We start from the raw sequence: 19,057 nt of genomic DNA on the forward strand, positions 1-19,057 counted from the left end.
ATCGGATGTCACGCCCATGAGCATGGACCTGCAACGTTTCCACGCCACCTTTTTCGAGGAAAGCCGCGAAGGGCTGGACGCGATGGAGGCCGGGCTGTTGTCCCTTGAAGAGGGCAACCGCGACCCGGAAATCATCAACTCGGTGTTCCGCGCCGCGCACTCGATCAAGGGCGGCGCTGCCACCTTCGGTTTCGAAGCGGTCGCCGGCCTGACCCACGTGCTGGAGACGCTGCTGGACGAGTTGCGCTCCAACAAGCGCCAGCTCGAGCCCAATGCGGTCGATGCCATGCTCGGCTCGGTCGACGTGCTGCGCGCGCTGCTGCGCGAAGCCGAACACGGCACCCCGGCCGACCCGGCCGCGGTCAAGGCCGTGCATACCCGTTTGAACGCGGTGCTGGCCGGCGAAGCGCCGACCGCCGCGGCGGTGGCCAAGCCGAAGGAAGAAGAACCCGAAGCCTGGCATATCGGCTTCACCCCGGCGCCGTCGCTGTTCATGAGCGGCAACGACCCGCTGCGCATCATCCGCGAGCTCGAGCACCTGGGCCCGCTGCAGATTGCCGCGCGCCTGGAGCGCATGCCGGGCTTCGAGAACATCGACCCGCTGGAAGCCTACCTGGCCTGGGATCTGGGCCTGATCGGCAAGATTCCGCGCAGCAAGATCGAAGACACCTTCGCCTGGGTGGTGGACGATTGCGAGCTGGACATCCGCCCGATGGCGGTGCCCGGCCCGCCGCCGAGCCTGGCCGTCGAAGCCGCCGCTGCGTCTGTCGCCGTCGCTGCGGCACCTGCCGCCGCTGCCGAACCTGCCGCCGCCGCTGCCACGCCGGCCAAGGCCGCCGCAGCCGAAGCGGAAACCTCGATCCGCGTCAGCGTCGACAAGGTCGATGCCCTGATCAATCTGGTCGGCGAGCTGGTCATCACCCAGGCCATGCTCAAGCAGGTTTCCACCGGCCTGGATCCGGCGCATGCCGAACAGCTGTTCGCCGGCCTGGATCTGCTCGAACGCAATACCCGCGACTTGCAGGAAGCGGTCATCGGCGTGCGCATGCTGCCGGTGGACGCGGTGTTCCGTCGCTTCCCGCGCCTGGTCCGCGACCTCTCCAGCCGCCTCGGCAAGCAGGTCCGCCTGCGTACCATCGGCGAAGGCACGGAACTGGACAAGGGCCTGATCGAAAAGATTGCCGATCCGTTGGTGCACCTGGTGCGCAACTCGATCGACCACGGTCTGGAAATGCCCGATGCGCGTCGCGCCTCCGGCAAGGACGAGACCGGCACGATCACCTTGGCGGCCTCGCACCAGGGCGGTCATATCGTGATCGAAGTCAGCGACGACGGCCGCGGCCTCAATCGCGCCAAGATCCTGGAAAAAGCCGCCGAACGCGGCATCGCCGTGCCGGACAACCCGACCGACGCGCAGGTGTGGGACCTGATCTTTGCGCCGGGTTTCTCCACCGCCGATGCGGTGACCGACCTGTCCGGTCGTGGCGTGGGCATGGACGTGGTCCGCCGCAACATCCAGGGCCTGGGTGGCGAAGTGCAGCTGGAAAGCAACGCCGGCAGCGGTACCCGCGTGCTGATCCGCCTGCCGCTGACCCTGGCCATCCTGGACGGCATGACCGTCTCGGTCGCCGGCGAAACCCTGATCCTGCCGCTGGCCTACGTGCTCGAGGCACTGCAGCCGGCGCCGGAAGACATCCGCTCGATGGCGGGCGATGGTCGGGTGCTGCGGGTGCGCGGCGAGTACCTGCCGATCCTGTCGCTTACCGACTACTACGGCTTCGGCGGGCAGCAGTCTTCGCAGGAACCGCTGGTGGTGGTGGTCGAAGGCGACGGCCAGAAGATCGCGCTGGAAGTGGATGAGCTGCTCGGCCAGCAACAGGTCGTGGTCAAGAACATCGAGAACAACTACCGCCGTATCCCGGGTGTCTCAGGCGCCACCATCCTGGGCGATGGCCGGGTCTCGCTGATCGTGGACATCGGCGGGCTGGTGCGCTCGCTGCGTGTGCCGCAGGCCGCGTAACACGCCAGGCCACGCACCAAGCGCGGTGTGGCTCCTTCTCCCGCGGGAGAAAAGGCCGCCGACTGTGTGCGGTCACGACAAAGCCCTGGCAGCGATGCCGGGGCTTTTCATTTCTGCCAGGCACCGCAGTGCCCGGCACAGTCCCGTCAATTGCGCACCTGCCCCGCGACGCGTGCCGCACGGCCTGCAGCCGCTGCCCCGGCGTGTCGGAACATGCCCGGCGCAGTGCCTATCCACGCGCGCAGGGCCAACCACGGCGACGCTCAACACGCCCCGATCCTGCCGGGGCGTTCTGCCATCTGGCAGCGACCGACAGACGCACACCCTTCGCAATACCCCTGCGTTTCCCCCGCAAACGTGCCGTCCGTCGAAAGGTGATCAAGCGCGCGCCGCGGCGGCCGATACAGGGAGCAATGAGGGCTGCCTGGCCCGCGCCACGTCGAAGGAAGTCCGCACGCCCACCGTCAACTCACCACGCGCTGTCCGCCACCTGCTGGGCTCGGTGTGCGCCGCCGCGCTGCTGGCTGCCAGCATCTCGCTGCCGCCGTCCTTTGCAGCACCGGCCGCGCCGGTGTCGGTCCTGCTGGACAACGTGCCGGTGAACGCGCTGCAGTCGCTCGCCATCGACCTGGTGCAGTTGCGCGACGAGCAGCGGGCGCAGCTTGCCGCAGCGCATGACCCCGCCCGCATCGAGGCCTACGACGAGCGTCTGGGCAACCTGCGTCAACGCATTGCACGGCATGCGGGCTACGTCCAGGCCAGCGCGCCACAGGGCGAGCAGGCGCGCCAGTTTGCGCTGGTGCAGCAGCAACTGGGCCAGTATCTGGCGCAGCAACGCCAGGCCAACCGCGCACTGCATGCCGGCGACCTTCAGGCTGCGCAGGCCTTGTCGCTGGACCATGCAGGCGACGCACGGCTGTGGACGCAACTGCACACCCTGCAGCAATCGATGGCCAGCGTGGGCACTACGCAACGCCACTGAGCATTGCCCGCCTCGCGACCGCGATGGTCGCAGCGGCGTCGTAGGCTCTCCAGCCAGCCAGCCAGCCAGCCCCGCGCTGCGCGACGTGCGCCGAAGCGCCGGCCTGCGCTGCAGGTCCTATCGCCCTCGTGCGCACGGCCTTTGCCAGCGGGTCCCCGGGCCGCGTGCCCTGCCCGCCCGATACGCGCCGCCGCCGCATCATGACGCCAACCGTCTGGCGCCCCCCGGGTGCGGCTGGCGCACCTGCAAAAACGCACTGAAAAACGCCCTCACGCCGGCTGTCGCGCAATGCTCAACATTTTGGGGATCAGGTCGCTATTCGACTTACCTCGGTCACATTCCTTTGCTGGATACCTGCCATGACCTTCAAGACCACGATTGCAAACACGCTGGCCAACGTACCGCTGAAGCGCAAGTTTCTGGCGCAGACCGCGCTGGTGGCGCTGGGCATCATCGTGCTGGCGGTGATCGCCGCACGCTTGCAATACGTGGATCTCACCGATACGCGCCGCGACGGGCTCAAGAGCCAGATCGAAATGGCCATCGCGGTGGTCAATGGCTATGCCGAGCGCGCCGACAAGGGCGAGATGGATGTGGACAGCGCCAAGAAGGCCGCGCTGCACACCTTGTCCACCATGCGCGCACGTGGCGGCGTGGATTACATCTACGTCACCGACCAGACGCCGGTGATGCTGATGCACCCCACCCGCCCGGACCTCATCGGCAAGCCGCTCAACGATGTGCTGAGCCCCGACGGCAAGCGCATCTTCCCGGCTTTCGTCAGCGCGGCGCAGGCCGGCGGCGGCTACGTCGATTACGCCTGGGCCAAGCCCGGCGAAAAGGAGCCGGTGCAGAAGACCTCCTACGCCTCGCTGTACAAGCCGTGGGGCTGGGTGATCGGCACCGGCGTGTATCTGGACGACACCCAGGCGCAGGCACTGGTCTTCACCGGCATCGTCACCCTGGCCGGCGGCGTGCTGGTGCTGCTCAACCTGCTGGTGGGCTGGCTGATCGGCAATTCGGTGCTGGAGCCGGTGTCGCGCGCGCTTGCCGCCATCAAGGGCGTGGCGCGTGGCGATCTGAGCGTGCGCACCGCCCAGCATGGCAGCGATGAAATCGGCCAGATGCTCAAGGCCACCGACGACATGGTGCATACGCTGGAGCGCTTCTCCGCGCAGACCAAGGTGATGATGCACATGCACGCCGGCGAAGACGTCAGCCACCGCATGCCCACCGATTTCCCCGGCGTCTACGGCGAGCTGGCCGGCGGCATCAACACGATGATCTTCGAACACCTGGACGCCATCATCGATGCGATCGGCATCCTCAACGAGTACGCGCAAGGCGACCTGTCGCGCGACGCCGCGCGCCTGCCCGGTACCCGGGCGGTGCTGCACGAAGCGATGGATGCGGCCAAGGCCAGCCTGCTGGCGATCAACACCGAGATCAAGCGGCTCGCCCAGGCTGCGGCCAACGGCGACTTCAGCCAGCGCGGCGATGCCACGCGTTTCAGGCACGACTCGGCGCGCATGATCAACGACCTCAACGCGATGATGGACGTCAGCGACCGCAACCTGGGCAAGCTGTCCGAGCTATTGGCCGCGCTGGCCGAGGGCGACCTCACCGCGCGCCTGGACGGTGAGTTCCACGGCGTGTTCGCCCGCATGCGCGATGACGCCAACACCACCGCCACGCAGCTGGCCGGCATCGTCGGGCGCATCCAGCAGGCTGCCGGCGCCATCACCGGGTCGGCCAGCGAGATCGCCGCCGGCAACAACGACCTGTCGCAGCGCACCGAACAACAGGCAGCCAACCTGGAGGAAACCGCCGCCTCGATGGAAGAGCTCACCTCCACGGTCAGGCAGAACGCCGAAAGCGCGCGCCAGGCCAACCAGCTGGCAATCGGCGCGGCATCGGTGGCCTCGCAAGGCGGCCAGGTGGTCAGCCAGGTGGTGGACACCATGTCCGGCATCCAGACCTCGTCGAAGAAAATCGCCGAGATCATCTCGGTCATCGATGGCATCGCCTTCCAGACCAACATCCTGGCCTTGAACGCGGCGGTGGAAGCGGCCCGTGCCGGCGAACAGGGCCGCGGCTTTGCCGTGGTTGCCTCCGAGGTACGCACGCTGGCGCAGCGCTCGGCCGGCGCGGCAAAGGAGATCAAGCACCTGATCGACGACTCGGTCGGCAAGGTGGCGCAGGGCTCGGCGCTGGTGGATCAGGCCGGCAAGACCATGGCCGAGATCGTGTCCTCGGTGCAGCGCGTGACCGACATCATGAGCGAGATCTCTGCCGCCTCGCAGGAGCAATCGGCCGGCATCGAGCAGGTCAATCTCACCGTCACCCAGATGGACGAGAGCACCCAGCAGAACGCCGCGCTGGTGGAAGAAGCCACCGCCGCCGCCAACGCCATGCAGCAGCAGGCGCAGCAGCTCGACGAGGCGGTGTCCAGATTCCGGGTGACCGCGGCCTCGCCCGTGCAGCGCGGCCCCGGCCGTGGTGCCGCGCGCGCGGAGGCCCTGCGCGTCGCCAGCTGATCGCCACCAGATCGCTCTCCCGTACCACCTCCTCACTTCGAAGCCACGCCCATGCCCTCGCCCCCCACGCAATCCCGCTCCGGCGGCAGTCTGGCGTACCGCCTGATGCTCGGCACCGCGGTCGCTGCATTGCTGTGCTTCGGCCTGACCGCGGCGATCAGCTACTGGCAAAGCAGTCGCGCGCTGATCGCTTCGGCACAGACCACGATGCAGAACGCGGCGCGCTATCAGGCCGAGCAGATCGGCAGCGAGCTGGGGCAGGCATTCACCACCGGCCAGTCGCTCGCCAGCGCCCTGCTGGCGCAGCGTGCGCATGGCGGGGTGAGCCGCGAGGCGGCGGCGGCGATCGTGCACGACGCGTTGCAGAACCATCCCGAATGGGTGGGCATGGGCACGTTGTGGGAACCGCAGGCCTTCGACGGCAGGGACGGCGAGTATGTCGATGCCGAGGGCCACGACAGCAGCGGTCGCTTCATGACCTACTGGGCCTACAACGGGCAGTCGCTGATCCGCGAGCCGTTGGTCGGCTACGAAAAGCCCGGCGACGGCGACTGGTACCTCAAGCCCCGCGAGCTGGGCCGGCAGATCGTGGCCGGCCCCTACGATTACCAGATCGGCGGCAAGCCGGTGCTGATGACCACCTTGTCCACGCCCATCCTGGACCAGGGCAGGTATGTGGGCGTGGTGTCGGTGGATTTCGCCCTGGCCGCGCTGCAGAAGCGCCTGAGCGCGTTGCGCCCGATGGACGATGGCTATGTCGAGCTGATCTCGCCGGCCGGGGTGATTCTGGCCTCGCGCGACGCTGCGCGGATCGGCAAGCCGGCCGACGGTGCCGACTACCGCGCGATGCTGGAGGCCACCAGGGCCGGCAAGGACTATCTGGACTTCACGCCGGACGCCGCCGGCACGGTCAGCGCCTATGTGCCGTTGCAGATCGGCCACGCGCAGGAGCGTTTTGCGCTGGGCGTGGTGGTGCCGTATGCGGCGATCATGCAGCAGGCACATCGCCTGTTGTGGACCATCCTGGCGGTCGGCCTGGGCTCGGCGCTGGTGCTCAGCGTTGCGCTGTTCGCACTGTTGCGCCGTCAGGTGGTGGGCCCGCTGGACGCCGCTGCAAAGGTGGCAGGTGCCATTGCCTCCGGCAAGCTGGACAACCAGATCGCCGCGCAGCGCCAGGACGAGGTGGGCCGCCTGATGGGCGCCATGCAGCGCATGCAGACCGACCTGCGCCAGCGCATCGAACGCGATGCGCAGATCGCCAACGAAAACCTGCGCATCCGCACCGCGCTGGAACATTCGGAGATGGAAGTGCTGCTGGCCGACGAGCAGCACACGGCGGTGTTCATCACCCAGGCGCTGCACAACTCGTTGAAACGCAGCGAAGCGGCGTTTCATGCCAAGGGCCAGCAGGGCTTCAGCGCCGATGCGGTGGTCGGCAACCCGCTGGACTATGTGTTCGGCACCGATGCCGACGGCAAGGCACGCATGCAGCGCCTGCAGCAACTGCAGTCCACCACATTGGAGCGCTACGCCTTCGGGCCGGTGACGCTGGATCTGAGCATGACCCCGCTGTACGCCGCCGATGGTCATCGCAGCGGCAGCATGCTGCTGTGGCGCAATGTCAGCGCCGAGGTCAGCACGCAGGCAGAGGTCGCCGCGCTGGTGCAGTCGGCGCTGATGGGCGACTTCGGCCAACGCCTGGCATTGGACGACAAGCACGGCTTCTATCTGGAATTCGGCCGTCAGCTCAACGGCCTGCTGGAAACCACCTCGCAAGGCCTGGAACGTATTTCCCGCCTGCTCAGCGCGCTGGCCGAGGGCGACCTCACCGAGCGCATGGACGGACAGTTCCAGGGCGTGTTCGCCCGCATGCGCGACGATGCCAACGCCACCGTGGCGCAACTGACCGGCATCGTGGCGGGCATCCAGACCTCGGCCACGCAGATCAACGCGGCCGCCAGCGAGATTGCCGCCGGCAACAGCGACCTGTCGCAACGCACCGAACAACAGGCCGCCAACCTGGAGGAAACCGCCGCCTCGATGGAGGAGCTCACCTCCACCGTCAAGCAGAACGCCGAGCACGCGCGCCAGGCCAACCAGCTGGCGATCGGCGCGGCCGATGTCGCCTCGCATGGCGGCGCGGTGGTGGCGCAGGTGGTCACCACCATGTCCGGCATCGAAGTTTCCTCGAAGAAGATTGCCGAGATCATCTCGGTCATCGACGGTATCGCCTTCCAGACCAATATCCTGGCCTTGAACGCGGCGGTGGAAGCGGCGCGTGCCGGCGAACAGGGCCGTGGTTTCGCCGTGGTCGCCACCGAAGTGCGCACGTTGGCGCAGCGCTCGGCCGGCGCGGCGAAAGAGATCAAGCAGTTGATCGACGATTCAGTCGGCAAGGTCGCGCAGGGCGCGTCGCTGGTGCAGCAGGCCGGCACCACCATGGCCGAGATCGTGGCCAGCGTGCAGCGTGTCACCGACATCATGGGCGAGATCTCCGCCGCCTCGCAGGAGCAGTCCAGCGGCATCGAGCAGGTCAACCTCACCGTCACCCAGATGGACGAAGCCACCCAGCAGAACGCGGCCCTGGTGGAAGAAGCCACCGCCGCTGCACGCGCGATGGAAGAACAGGCCGGCCAACTGACCGATGCGGTGGCGGTGTTCAAGCTCAGCCACGTCGGCAGGCCGGCGGCGATTGCCGCTGCCGCCACACCCGGCGTCAGCCCGGTTGCGCCCTCCACACGGGCACCGACCGGCAACAAGCGCGCTGCCATGCCGCCGCGTCCCCCTACCCGCAAGTCGCCCGGCAGTGTCGCCGGCAACGACAGCCAGTGGCAGGATTTCTGAGTGCAGCGGCGCTGCCCTGACCGGGGCGGCTTCCGTGCACCTTCAGCGCCACCGGCGTGCGCACCCTGCCCGCCACGGCCGCGTTGCCGGCGGCTGATCGCCGCACACACCGGCCGGCGGCCCTACCGTTCGTCCTTCAAAAATAAAGAATCATCCCGGGCGGCCGTTAGCGTGCTGGAGAGCGTCCCTGCGCAATGTCCCGGAGTCACTGATGAACAAGTTCAACGATTGGCCGATCCGCCGCAAACTGATGGTTGCCTTCTGCCTGAGCGCCGTGCTCACCGCCTTGCTGGGCGGGCTGGGCTATTCACGCATGCGGCAAATGCAGCAGCAGGCAGTGCTGATCAATGAGGATGTCGTCCCGATCCTGAGCAAACTCTCGGAGCTGCGTGCCTTCGGTGGCGAATTCCGTATTTACGAATCCGGTCAGTTCGTCAATCTCGAGGATCCGGAACGCTATGCCTACTTTCTCACCCGCATGGATGATATCCAGGGCAAGTACGCGCAGACACAAAAGGCGCTGGCAGCGAAGATCGACGCTGCGTCGCCGCTCAAGGCCGCGTACACCAAGCTTGCCGAACAAAGCGCGAGCTACTTTCAAGCCAACAAGACGCTGCGTACGCTCTACAAGCAGCCCGACTATGCGGCGGCAGTGCTTGCAAACAAGCAATCCGGTGACATTCGCAAGGAATTGTTCGAGACGATCGACAAAATGTATGCCGAGCAGTCGACCGCGCTGGCCAACATGGTTGCCGCCAGCAGCGCCTCGTTCAAGCTGACCAGCGCGGTGTTGCTGCTCGGCACGCTGCTGATGGCGGCACTGTCGGTAACCTTTGGCTGGCTGATCGCACGCAGCATCACCAATCCGCTGGCCAAGGCGCTGGGCGCCATCAAGGCGGTCTCGCGCGGCGACCTGAGCGTGCAGGTCCACAAGACCAGCAACGACGAGATCGGCCAGATGCTCGAGGCCACCAGCGGCATGACGCAGATGCTGCGCCGCTTCAGCGACGAGACCGCGCGCATGTCACACCTGCATGCGGCCGAAGACATCACCCACCGCATGCCGGAGGATTTCCCCGGCGTGTACGGCACGCTGGCCGGCGGCATCAACACGATGATCTTCGAGCATCTGGATGCCATCACCGACGCGGTGTGCATCCTCAACCAGTACGCACAGGGCGACCTGACCCAGGACGCACGCCGCCTGCCGGCCAGCCGCGCGATCCTGCATGAAGCGATGGATGCGGCCAAGGCCAGCCTGTTGTCGATCAATACCGAAATCAAGCAGCTGGCGCAGGCCGCAGCCGCCGGCGACTTCAGCGCACGTGGCGATGCGGCGCGCTTCAAGTACGACTTCGCGGTGATGGTGGCGGATCTGAACTCGATGATGGAGGTCAGCGACCGCAATCTGGGCAAGCTGTCGCAGCTGCTCGGCGCGGTGGCCGAAGGCGACCTGACCGCACGCATGGACGGGCAGTTCCACGGCGTGTTCGCGCGACTGCGTGACGATGCCAATGCCACCACCCAGCGCCTGACCGATATCGTCGGCCGCATCAAGCACTCCACGCTGGCCATCAACACCGCTGCCGGCGAAATCGCAGCCGGCAACAACGACTTGTCGCAGCGCACCGAGCAGCAGGCCGCCAACCTGGAAGAAACCGCCGCCTCGATGGAAGAGCTCACCTCCACGGTGAAGCAGAACGCCGAGCATGCGCGCCAGGCCAACCAGCTCGCCATTGGTGCGGCCGACGTGGCCTCGCACGGCGGCGCCGTGGTCAGCCAGGTGGTGGACACCATGTCCGGCATCCAGACCTCGTCCAGGAAGATCGCCGAGATCATCTCGGTCATCGACGGCATCGCCTTCCAGACCAATATCCTGGCCTTGAACGCGGCGGTGGAAGCGGCGCGTGCCGGCGAACAGGGCCGCGGCTTTGCCGTGGTCGCCTCCGAGGTGCGCACGTTGGCACAGCGTTCGGCCGGCGCCGCCAAGGAAATCAAGAGCCTGATCGACGATTCGGTCAGCAAGGTGGCCGAAGGCTCGGCGCTGGTGAACCAGGCCGGCAGCACCATGAGCGAGATCGTCTCCTCCGTGCAGCGCGTCACCGACATCATGAGCGAGATCTCCGCCGCCTCGCAGGAACAATCGGCCGGCATCGAGCAGGTCAACCAGACCGTCACCCAGATGGACGAGGCGACCCAGCAGAACGCCGCACTGGTGGAAGAAGCCACCGCCGCCGCACGGTCGATGGAAGAACAGGCGCAACAGCTCACCGAGGCGGTCGCCCTGTTCCGCCTGTCAGCCGAGCTCGAAGCGGTGACCCGCGCCACGCCGGTGGTGCGCCAACTCGCTGCCAAGCGGCCAGCCGCCGCCAGTGCACCGGCGCCTAGGCCGCAGGTCGCCAGGCCGGCGGCACGTGCTGCCGTGGCATTGGCTCCGTCCAACGAGTCGGACTGGGCCGAGTTCTAGGCCACGCCGCAGCGGCCGCGCACTGGCCGCCGTCAAACGCAAGCCGCGCTCTCCAGAGCGCGGCTTTTTTTTATGCCGCGCCACGCTTTTTAAAAGGCTCATCGACCCGATAAAAAATAAAGCAGCATTCGAATAACTTTTTATTTATGTAGCAATACGATTATTGTCGAGTCCGCCGTCACCCCCCACCGATAACGATTACACAAACCGATCAATTCCATTCTCGCGATTTATTATTTTTCACAAGCCTGACCGCGTTATATATTTTTTTGATATCGAGGTATTCAGCGATGCTGTCGTGCGCCGTTACTGCGCATAGCGACATGTGACGCAGACACTGTTCGGCGTCACCTGATCGCTCCCATCCATTGCGCACCGCCTGCCGGGAATTGATCATGACTGCATTTCTTCAACGCTATAACGTCGGCCCCCGACTGGCGGCGGCATTTGCCGTGCTGATCGTTCTCTCGGCCCTCATCGCCATTATCGGCTATCGCGGGCTGAGCTCGGCACGCACCCTGGTCGACGATCTGGTGCACCAGAACATGGTGAAGATTCGCCTGTCCAACGACATGATGAATGCCAACTACATTATTGCGATGCAGATCCGCAATGTGGTTTTGCCAACCAGCAGCGAAGATAATCTCAAGTTTATCGAGACCATCCAGGCTGCGCGCGCCGACTATTCCAAGGCACGCGAAGCACTGTATGCGATTCCACCGTCTGACCAGGGCCGGGAGATCCGCGCAGAAATCGATCGCCGCCGCGCCGTGGTCAAGGTACTCAACGACCAGGTCATGGACCTGGTCCAGACCGGCCATAGCGATGAGGCCCTGCCCTTGCTGCTGACCAAGGCCGCACCGGCGATGCAGCAGTGGCAGGACAAGATCGCCGAGAACATCGCGCTGCAGAACACGCTGTCGGCCGAGGCCTCCGCCGTTGCGCTGCAATCCATGGATGACTCGCGCAAGCTGCTGATCGCCGGCTCCCTGCTGGTGGTGCTGCTGAGCGGCGTGCTGGGCCTGCTGATCACCCGCAGCCTGACCCAGCCGCTGAGCCGGGCCACCCGCGCGGCCGAATCGATTGCCGGCGGCAAGCTGGACAACGACGTCGACACCCAGTTCAACGACGAAAGCGGCCGCCTGCTCAAGGCGATGAGCAAGATGCAGCTGCAGTTGCGCAACCTGCTCGCTGCCCAGACCGACATGGCCCGGCGCCACGACGATGGCCAGATCAGCTTCCGTATCGATGCCGACGCCTTCCCCGGCGAGTACGGCCGCATGGCGCATGACACCAATACGTTGGTGGGCTCGCACATCGCGGTGAAGCTGCGTCTGGCGCAGATCATGGGCCGCTACGCGATCGGCGACCTGTCCGAGGACATGGAGAAACTGCCCGGCGAAAAGGCCGTGCTCAGCGAGACCATGGCGCAGGTCAAGGTCAATCTCGGCGCGATGAATACCGAGATCAAGCATCTGGCCGTGTCGGCGGCCAACGGCGACTTCAGTGCCCGCGGCGATGCCGAGCGCTTCCAGTACGACTTCCGCCTGATGGTGGAAAGCCTCAACAACCTGATGTCCACCGCCGACGGCAATCTGCAGTCGCTGTCCAGCCTGCTGCAGTCCATCGCCGCCGGCGACCTCACCGCGCGCATGAGCGGCGACTTCCGCGGCGTGTTCGCGCAGATGCGCGACGATGCCAACGCCACGGCCACGCAGCTGGCCGAGATCGTCAGCGGCATCAAGGCCTCGGCGGTGTCGATCAAGGGCGCCGCCAGCGAGATCGCGGCCGGCAACCAGGATCTGTCGCAGCGCACCGAACAGCAGGCCGCCAACCTGGAGGAAACCGCTGCCTCGATGGAAGAGCTCACCTCCACCGTCAAGCAGAACGCCGAGAGCGCACGTCAGGCCAACCAGCTCGCCATCGGCGCGGCCGGTGTGGCCTCGCAGGGCGGCGAGATCGTCAGCAGGGTGGTCGAGACCATGAGCGGGATCGAAGCCTCCTCCAAGAAGATCGCCGACATCATCTCGGTCATCGACGGCATCTCGTTCCAGACCAACATCCTGGCCTTGAACGCGGCGGTGGAAGCGGCGCGTGCCGGCGAACAGGGGCGCGGGTTTGCCGTGGTCGCTTCGGAAGTGCGGACGCTGGCGCAACGCTCGTCGGCGGCCGCCAGGGAGATCAAGGGGCTGATCGACGACTCGGTGCAGCGTGTCTCCGAGGGGTCGGTGCTGGTGCACAGCGCCGGCAAGACCATGGGCGAGATCGTGTCCAGCGTGCAGCGGGTCACCGACATCATGGGCGAGATCTCCGCCGCCTCGCAGGAGCAATCCTCGGGCATCGAGCAGGTCAATCAGACCGTCACCCAGATGGACGAGACCACCCAGCAGAACGCCGCGCTGGTGGAGGAAGCCACTGCCGCCGCACGGGCGCTGGAAGACCAGGCCACCCAGCTCACCGACGCCGTTGCGGTGTTCAAGACCGATGCCCATGCCTATGCCAAGGCTCCGGTGCGCACCGTGCCGCCGCGCCCGGTGGTGACTCCCGCGCTGAAGGCCAAGGTGGCAGCGGCCGGACGCACCGCCGCGGCCAGGCCGCGCATGGTCGTCACCGCGCCCAGCAACGACACCAGCTGGCAGGAGTTCTGAGCCAAGCGGGCACAACAGTCTGAATGGAGCCGGCCGGCGCGACACCGGCCGGCTCAAGGCACAACGGTGATCGGCCGATAGGCTGCGTACGCCTATGAGACGCATCCATGATCACCTCGCCCCTGCCGTCGCCACCGACCGCCCCACGTTCTGCGCATCGCTGGAGCAGCCGCTGGGATGATCTGGCGATCGCCAGGAAGCTTGGTGTGATCGGGATGCTGGCGCTGGCCGGCCTGGTCATTCCGGTGCTGCTGTACAGCGGCAAGCTCAATGAAAGTGTGGCCATCAGCAGCAACGAGTTGCGCAGCTATGCGCCGCTCGAACAGATGCTGGGGCTGATCACCGATCTGCACGCGGCCCACGTGGACAGCGGCAGCACCGCCCGCGCCGCGGCCGAGCGCGCCGAGCGCGATCTGCAGCGCCTGCTGGCCACCACGGCAACCATGCCGGGCTTCGAACGCAGCCAGAAGGCCCTGCTGGGCCTGCAGCAACGCCACGTCGCCGCTGCCGCTGCAAACGGCTACGCCGCCGTCAGCGAACAGGCGTTTGCCGCACTCGATGCCCTGCGCGACGACAGCCAGCTGGTCTACACCCCGTATATCGAGAGCTACCACCTGGTGGTGGCCACGCTGATCTACAGCCCCGATGCCACCGAGTCGCTGACCCGCCTGGATGCGGCCAGCGACCCGTCGCAGGCGACCGGCAGCCGCGCCATGCTGCGCGAACAGCTCAACCAGCTGGCCCGCAGCCACCGGCGTTTCCGCCACGAGCTGGACAAGGCGATCGGCCTGCTGGAACAGCCCGACCCCGCGCTGGCCGATGCCGCCAAGGCCGAAACCGCGCGTGCGAACGCGGCGCTGGCCGCACTCGGCACCGCGCTGGACGGCAACGACGCCAGCGCCGATCTCCAGTGGAACGCTGCGCTGGACGCGCTCGGCCAGGCCATGCAAGCGCTCGGCAGCGTCTCGCTGCAGGCCTTGCAGCGCCAGTCCGAACGTCACCTGGCCGATGCCCGCAACGCGATGTGGCAGGCCATTGCCGGATTGTCGCTGCTGGCCGCGCTGATCGCGGCGCTGGGCTGGTCCACCCTGTCCAGGCTGACCCGCAATGTGCGCCGCGCCGCTGCGGTGGCGGCCAATATCGCCCAAGGCCAGCTCGGCGAGCCTATCGCCGCGCCCAGCCGCGATGAAACCGGCCAGCTGCTCGACAACATGCGCCGGATGCAAGAGCAGCTGCAGCGCGTGCTGGCCGCGCAGAGCGAGATGGCGCAACGCCACGATGCCGGCCAGATCAGTTACCGCATGGACGCCGATGCCTTTCCGGGCGCCTACGCCAGCATGGTGCACGACACCAACGCCCTGGTCGGCTCGCATATCGCAGTGAAGATGAAACTCGCCCAGATCATGTCGCGCTATGCGATCGGCGACCTGAGCCAGGACATGGACCGACTGCCCGGCGAGAAAGCCGTGTTCAGCGACACCATGGATGCGGTCAAGGCCAACCTGTCGGCAATGAACAGCGAGATCAAGCTGCTGGCGCAGGCCGCCGCCAACGGCGATTTCAGCGTGCGTGGCGATACGCAGCGCTTCCAGCACGACTTCCTGGCCATGGTCGACAGCCTCAACCAGCTGATGGCCACCGCAGACGGCAATCTGGGCGCACTGTCCAGCGTGCTGCAGGCCATCGCGGCAGGCGACCTCACCACCCGCATGCAGGGCGACTTCCACGGCGTGTTCGCGCAGATGCGTGACGATGCCAATGCCACCGTGGCGCAGCTGGCCGATATCGTCGGGCGCATCCAGTGCTCCACCGATGCCATCAACGCTGCCGCCAGCGAGATCGCCGCCGGCAACCAGGAGCTGTCGCAGCGTACCGAGCAGCAGGCCGCCAACCTGGAGGAAACCGCCGCAGCGATGGAAGAGCTCACCTCCACCGTGCGCAGCAACGCCGCGCACGCGCGGCGCGCCAGCGAGCTGGTGGTCGGCGCCGCCGCGGTGGCTTCGCAAGGTGGCACGGTGGTGGGCGACGTGGTCGGCACCATGGCCGGCATCCAGGCCGCGTCCAAGAAGATCGCCGACATCATCTCGGTCATCGACGGCATCGCGTTCCAGACCAACATCCTGGCCTTGAACGCGGCAGTGGAAGCGGCCCGCGCCGGCGAACAGGGGCGCGGCTTTGCGGTGGTCGCCTCGGAAGTGCGCACGCTGGCGCAGCGCTCGGCCGGCGCGGCCAAGCAGATCAAGCAGCTGATCGACGATTCGGTGAGCCGGGTCGAGCAAGGCAATGTGCTGGTCAGCCAGGCCGGTCGCACCATGCAGGACATCGTCGACTCGGTGCGCAGCGTCACCGAGATCATGCACGAGATCAGCGACGCCTCGCAGCAGCAGTCGCAGGGCATCGAACAGGTCGGCCAGACCGTCGCACAGATGGACCAGGCCACCCAGCAGAACGCCGCGCTGGTGGAAGAAGCCAGCGCCGCCGCACGGGCGATGGAACAGCAGGCGCAGCAGTTGCGCGATGCGGTGTCGGTGTTCCAGCTGCACGCCGCCGTGGTGCCGGCCCGACGCGTGCGTGCCGCCTGACGCCCCTGTGTGCGGAGTTGGGTACGCGCGCGGTGGGCGACGCCGCGCGCATGGGGGCAGTCACACCGTGCACTCGTGCTGCGAGGTCACTGGCCGCGGTGTCTGCTACGTGGTCGCCGGCCGCGGTGTCTTGACCGAGACTGGCTGAGCCACCCCGCCTGCGCCTGCGATCGCGCATTGCATCCGGGTCGCAACCGAGGCAGTGGCGCCACCCCGCCGTTGCGGACTCGCTTCAACGGCCCAGCGCAGGTTCGATGCCTGCCACAGCCAATAGCCCGCCTGCGCATACGGCGCCAGGGTCACCAGGCTGCTGCATCGCTCCAGCAGCCGGTGCCGTCCGCCCGTCTGTCCTTGCAACCGCAACGTCGCATCGCTCGAACGAGTGAGCCAGATGTGAATCCGCCGGTCGATGCAACTGCGTCGATGGCACGCACATCGACGTTTCCGGTCCATTTCTGCACATGCGCGTCACTTCGGTGACGGCCGCCCATACGCAGCGCGGCTGACCAGTTCAGTCGCTCAACCACGGGCCGTTACCTTCCACGGCACGCTTACCTGCCTTGTCATCGCCGGGGTCTCCCGCTGTTGCCCGCGCGATGGATCGGCTGGATGCCTGCCTTGCCGTACCTGCATCAGACCCACGCGTCCGCGCCGACGCGTTTTGTCCTTTCTTGCCCCACTGCCTCGAGACCCCCAAATGATCGCTCTTCTTCAACGGTACAACGTCGGCAAGCGCCTGAGCTTCGCCTTCGGCACGCTGATCCTGTTGTCGTGCGCACTGGTCGCTGCCGGCCTCTACACGCTGGCGCAGGCCCGCGACCGCATGGACACGGTGGTCAACCGCAACATCACGATCATGCAATACGCACAGGACATGACCAACGCCACCTCGGTCATCGCCGTGCAGCTGCGCAATATCGTGTTGCCCACCTCGCAAGAAGACAATCTGCGTTTCTACGCCGTCATCAAGGACCAGCTGAAGGACTACGAGGAGACCCGCCGCAAGCTGTACGCGTTTTCTGCCTCGCCCCAGGCCACCCAGATCCGCGACCGCATCGACCTGGCCAGCGACCAGGCCCGCAAGACCAACGACGCGGTCGCGCAGCTGGGCCTGACCGGCAAGCCTGACGAAGCACTCAAACTGCTGCTGGAGAAGGCCGCACCGGGTACGCAGCATTGGCAGAACGCGTTGACGGAGTATTCGGACCTGCAGCGCCAGCGCACCCGCGAAGCCTATGTCGCCACCACGGAGGAAATGGCACGTGGCCGTGCGATGTTGATCGGCGGCGGGCTGGCGGTGGTGCTGTTCAGCGCCCTGCTCGGCTTCCTGATCACCCGCAGCCTGGTGCGCCCGCTGACCCAGGCCACCCGCGCCGCCGAAGCGATCGCCAACGGCAATCTCGACAACGACGTGCGCACGCAGTCCAACGACGAAACCGGCCGTCTGTTGCAGGCCATGGATCGCATGCAGGGCCAGGTACGCAACCTCATCACCGCCCAGCTGGACATGGCCAAGCGCCACGACGAGGGCCAGATCAGCTTCCGCATGGATGCCGGTGCCTTCCCCGGCGACTTCGGCCGCATGGCCAAGGACACCAATGCCCTGGTCGGCTCGCACCTGGCGGTGAAGATGCGCCTGGCGCATATCATGGGCCGCTATGCGGTCGGCGACCTGTCCGAGGACATGGAAAAGCTGCCCGGCGAAAAGGCCTTGCTCAGCGACACCATGGCGCAGGTCAAGGTCAATCTGAGCGCAATGAATACCGAGATCAAGCACCTGGCGGTGTCGGCGGCCAACGGCGACTTCAGCGCCCGCGGCGATGCCGAGCGCTTCCAGTACGACTTCCGCGTGATGGTGGAAAGCCTCAACAACCTGATGGCGACCGCCGACGGCAATCTGCAGTCGCTGTCCGGCCTGTTGCAGTCGATCGCCGCCGGCGACCTCACCGCACGCATGAGCGGCCAGTACCAGGGTGTGTTTGCGCAGATGCGCGACGACGCCAACGCCACCGCCGCACAGCTGGCCGGCATCGTGGGCCGCATCCAGAGCGCTGCCGACGCGATCGGCCTGGCCTCGGGCGAAATCGCCTCCGGCAACCAGGACCTGTCGCAGCGCACCGAGCAGCAGGCCGCCAATCTGGAGGAAACCGCCGCCTCGATGGAAGAGCTCACCTCCACCGTCAAGCAGAATGCCGAGCACGCCAGCCAGGCCAACCAACTCGCCATCGGCGCGGCAGCAGTGGCGTCGCAAGGCGGCGACGTGGTGGCTAAGGTGGTCACCACGATGTCCGACATCCAGGGCTCGTCGAAGAAGATCGCCGAGATCATCAGCGTCATCGACGGCATCGCCTTCCAGACCAATATCCTGGCACTGAACGCAGCGGTGGAAGCGGCGCGCGCCGGCGAGCAAGGCCGTGGCTTCGCGGTAGTTGCCTCGGAGGTACGCACCCTGGCGCAGCGTTCGGCCAGTGCGGCGAAGGAAATCAAGCAGCTGATCGACGACTCGGTCGACAAGGTCACACAGGGCGCCACCCTGGTCGATCAGGCCGGCACCACCATGGCCGAGATCGTGGCCAGCGTGCAGCGCGTCACCAACATCATGGGCGAGATTTCCTCCGCGTCGCAGGAGCAGTACTCCGGCATCGAGCAGGTCAACCAGACCGTCACCCAGATGGACGAAACCACCCAGCAGAACGCCGCGCTGGTGGAAGAAGCCACCGCCGCCGCACGTGCGATGGAAGAACAGGCCCAGCAGCTCACCGAAGCGGTCGCCGTGTTCAAGGTCGCAGAGCACGCACCGGTGGCGCGCCAGTTGTCGGCCATTGCCAATGCGCCCGCCAATGCCCGCGGCACACCGCGTCCGATCGCCCGCACCAGCAGTGCCGCGCCGTTGCGGCGCAGCGCCGCAGGCGCATCCGCGACGGCAACCGAGGTGGGCGACTGGCAGGAGTTCTAAGCGGCACTGACCGCTGTCGGC

Annotated in this window: 9 protein-coding genes; 8 read left to right on the plus strand and 1 reads right to left on the minus strand. The window is 66.6% G+C overall.

The annotated features are described in order from the left end of the window. The first annotated feature begins 16 nt into the window (after positions 1-16). The 5 genes from EO141_RS12425 to EO141_RS12445 all read left to right on the plus strand — a co-directional run bounded on the left by EO141_RS12425 (position 17) and on the right by EO141_RS12445 (position 10,850). Positions 17-2,020, plus strand: a complete 2,004-nt coding sequence (locus EO141_RS12425; protein WP_127169348.1) for a chemotaxis protein CheA — start codon at positions 17-19, stop codon at positions 2,018-2,020. 424 nt (positions 2,021-2,444) lie between these two features. Continuing rightward, a complete protein-coding gene (locus EO141_RS12430; protein ID WP_241236664.1) occupies positions 2,445-3,002 on the plus strand; it encodes a hypothetical protein in 558 nt (185 codons plus the stop codon). Positions 3,003-3,361: 359 nt separating this feature from the next. Then, positions 3,362-5,539 carry a methyl-accepting chemotaxis protein gene (locus tag EO141_RS12435; protein WP_127169349.1) on the plus strand — a complete coding sequence of 726 codons (2,178 nt, stop codon included), beginning with the start codon at positions 3,362-3,364 and terminating at the stop codon, positions 5,537-5,539. Positions 5,540-5,590: 51 nt separating this feature from the next. Further along, entirely contained in the window at positions 5,591-8,383 is a 2,793-nt protein-coding gene (locus EO141_RS12440; RefSeq protein ID WP_164739189.1) for a methyl-accepting chemotaxis protein, read from the plus strand. Between the two features lie 211 nt (positions 8,384-8,594). Continuing rightward, a complete protein-coding gene (locus tag EO141_RS12445) occupies positions 8,595-10,850 on the plus strand; it encodes a methyl-accepting chemotaxis protein (RefSeq protein ID WP_127169350.1) in 2,256 nt (751 codons plus the stop codon). A 211-nt stretch (positions 10,851-11,061) separates the two neighbouring features. Here EO141_RS12445 and EO141_RS12450 read toward each other — a convergent pair whose 3' ends face one another. Beyond that, a complete protein-coding gene (locus EO141_RS12450) occupies positions 11,062-11,247 on the minus strand; it encodes a hypothetical protein (RefSeq protein WP_126942735.1) in 186 nt (61 codons plus the stop codon). Here EO141_RS12450 and EO141_RS12455 point away from each other — a divergent pair. The 3 genes from EO141_RS12455 to EO141_RS12465 all read left to right on the plus strand — a co-directional run bounded on the left by EO141_RS12455 (position 11,246) and on the right by EO141_RS12465 (position 19,036). Beyond that, positions 11,246-13,498, plus strand: coding sequence for a methyl-accepting chemotaxis protein (locus tag EO141_RS12455; protein ID WP_126942732.1), 2,253 nt, complete (start codon positions 11,246-11,248; stop codon positions 13,496-13,498). The genes EO141_RS12450 and EO141_RS12455 overlap by 2 nt on opposite strands. Before the next feature lie 107 nt (positions 13,499-13,605). Next, positions 13,606-16,080, plus strand: a complete 2,475-nt coding sequence (locus EO141_RS12460; RefSeq protein ID WP_127169351.1) for a methyl-accepting chemotaxis protein — start codon at positions 13,606-13,608, stop codon at positions 16,078-16,080. Between the two features lie 697 nt (positions 16,081-16,777). After that, positions 16,778-19,036: a methyl-accepting chemotaxis protein gene (locus EO141_RS12465; RefSeq protein ID WP_127169352.1), complete on the plus strand. Its 2,259-nt coding sequence runs from the start codon at positions 16,778-16,780 to the stop codon at positions 19,034-19,036. The last annotated feature ends 21 nt before the right edge of the window (positions 19,037-19,057 follow it).

Source organism: Xanthomonas sp. BRIP62415 (genome assembly GCF_003993515.1).
GTDB classification, from domain to species: domain Bacteria; phylum Pseudomonadota; class Gammaproteobacteria; order Xanthomonadales; family Xanthomonadaceae; genus Xanthomonas; species Xanthomonas euroxanthea.

Bases quoted from the DNA above. Each gene is read 5' to 3' on its own strand.
- EO141_RS12465 (WP_127169352.1), top strand. From the start codon at position 16,778: ATGATCGCTCTTCTTCAACGGTACAACGTCGGCAAGCGCCTGAGCTTC.
- EO141_RS12460 (WP_127169351.1), top strand. From the start codon at position 13,606: ATGATCACCTCGCCCCTGCCGTCGCCACCGACCGCCCCACGTTCTGCG.
- EO141_RS12425 (WP_127169348.1), top strand. From the start codon at position 17: ATGAGCATGGACCTGCAACGTTTCCACGCCACCTTTTTCGAGGAAAGC.
- EO141_RS12455 (WP_126942732.1), top strand. From the start codon at position 11,246: ATGACTGCATTTCTTCAACGCTATAACGTCGGCCCCCGACTGGCGGCG.
- EO141_RS12440 (WP_164739189.1), top strand. From the start codon at position 5,591: ATGCCCTCGCCCCCCACGCAATCCCGCTCCGGCGGCAGTCTGGCGTAC.
- EO141_RS12435 (WP_127169349.1), top strand. From the start codon at position 3,362: ATGACCTTCAAGACCACGATTGCAAACACGCTGGCCAACGTACCGCTG.
- EO141_RS12445 (WP_127169350.1), top strand. From the start codon at position 8,595: ATGAACAAGTTCAACGATTGGCCGATCCGCCGCAAACTGATGGTTGCC.
- EO141_RS12450 (WP_126942735.1), bottom strand. From the start codon at position 11,247: ATGATCAATTCCCGGCAGGCGGTGCGCAATGGATGGGAGCGATCAGGT.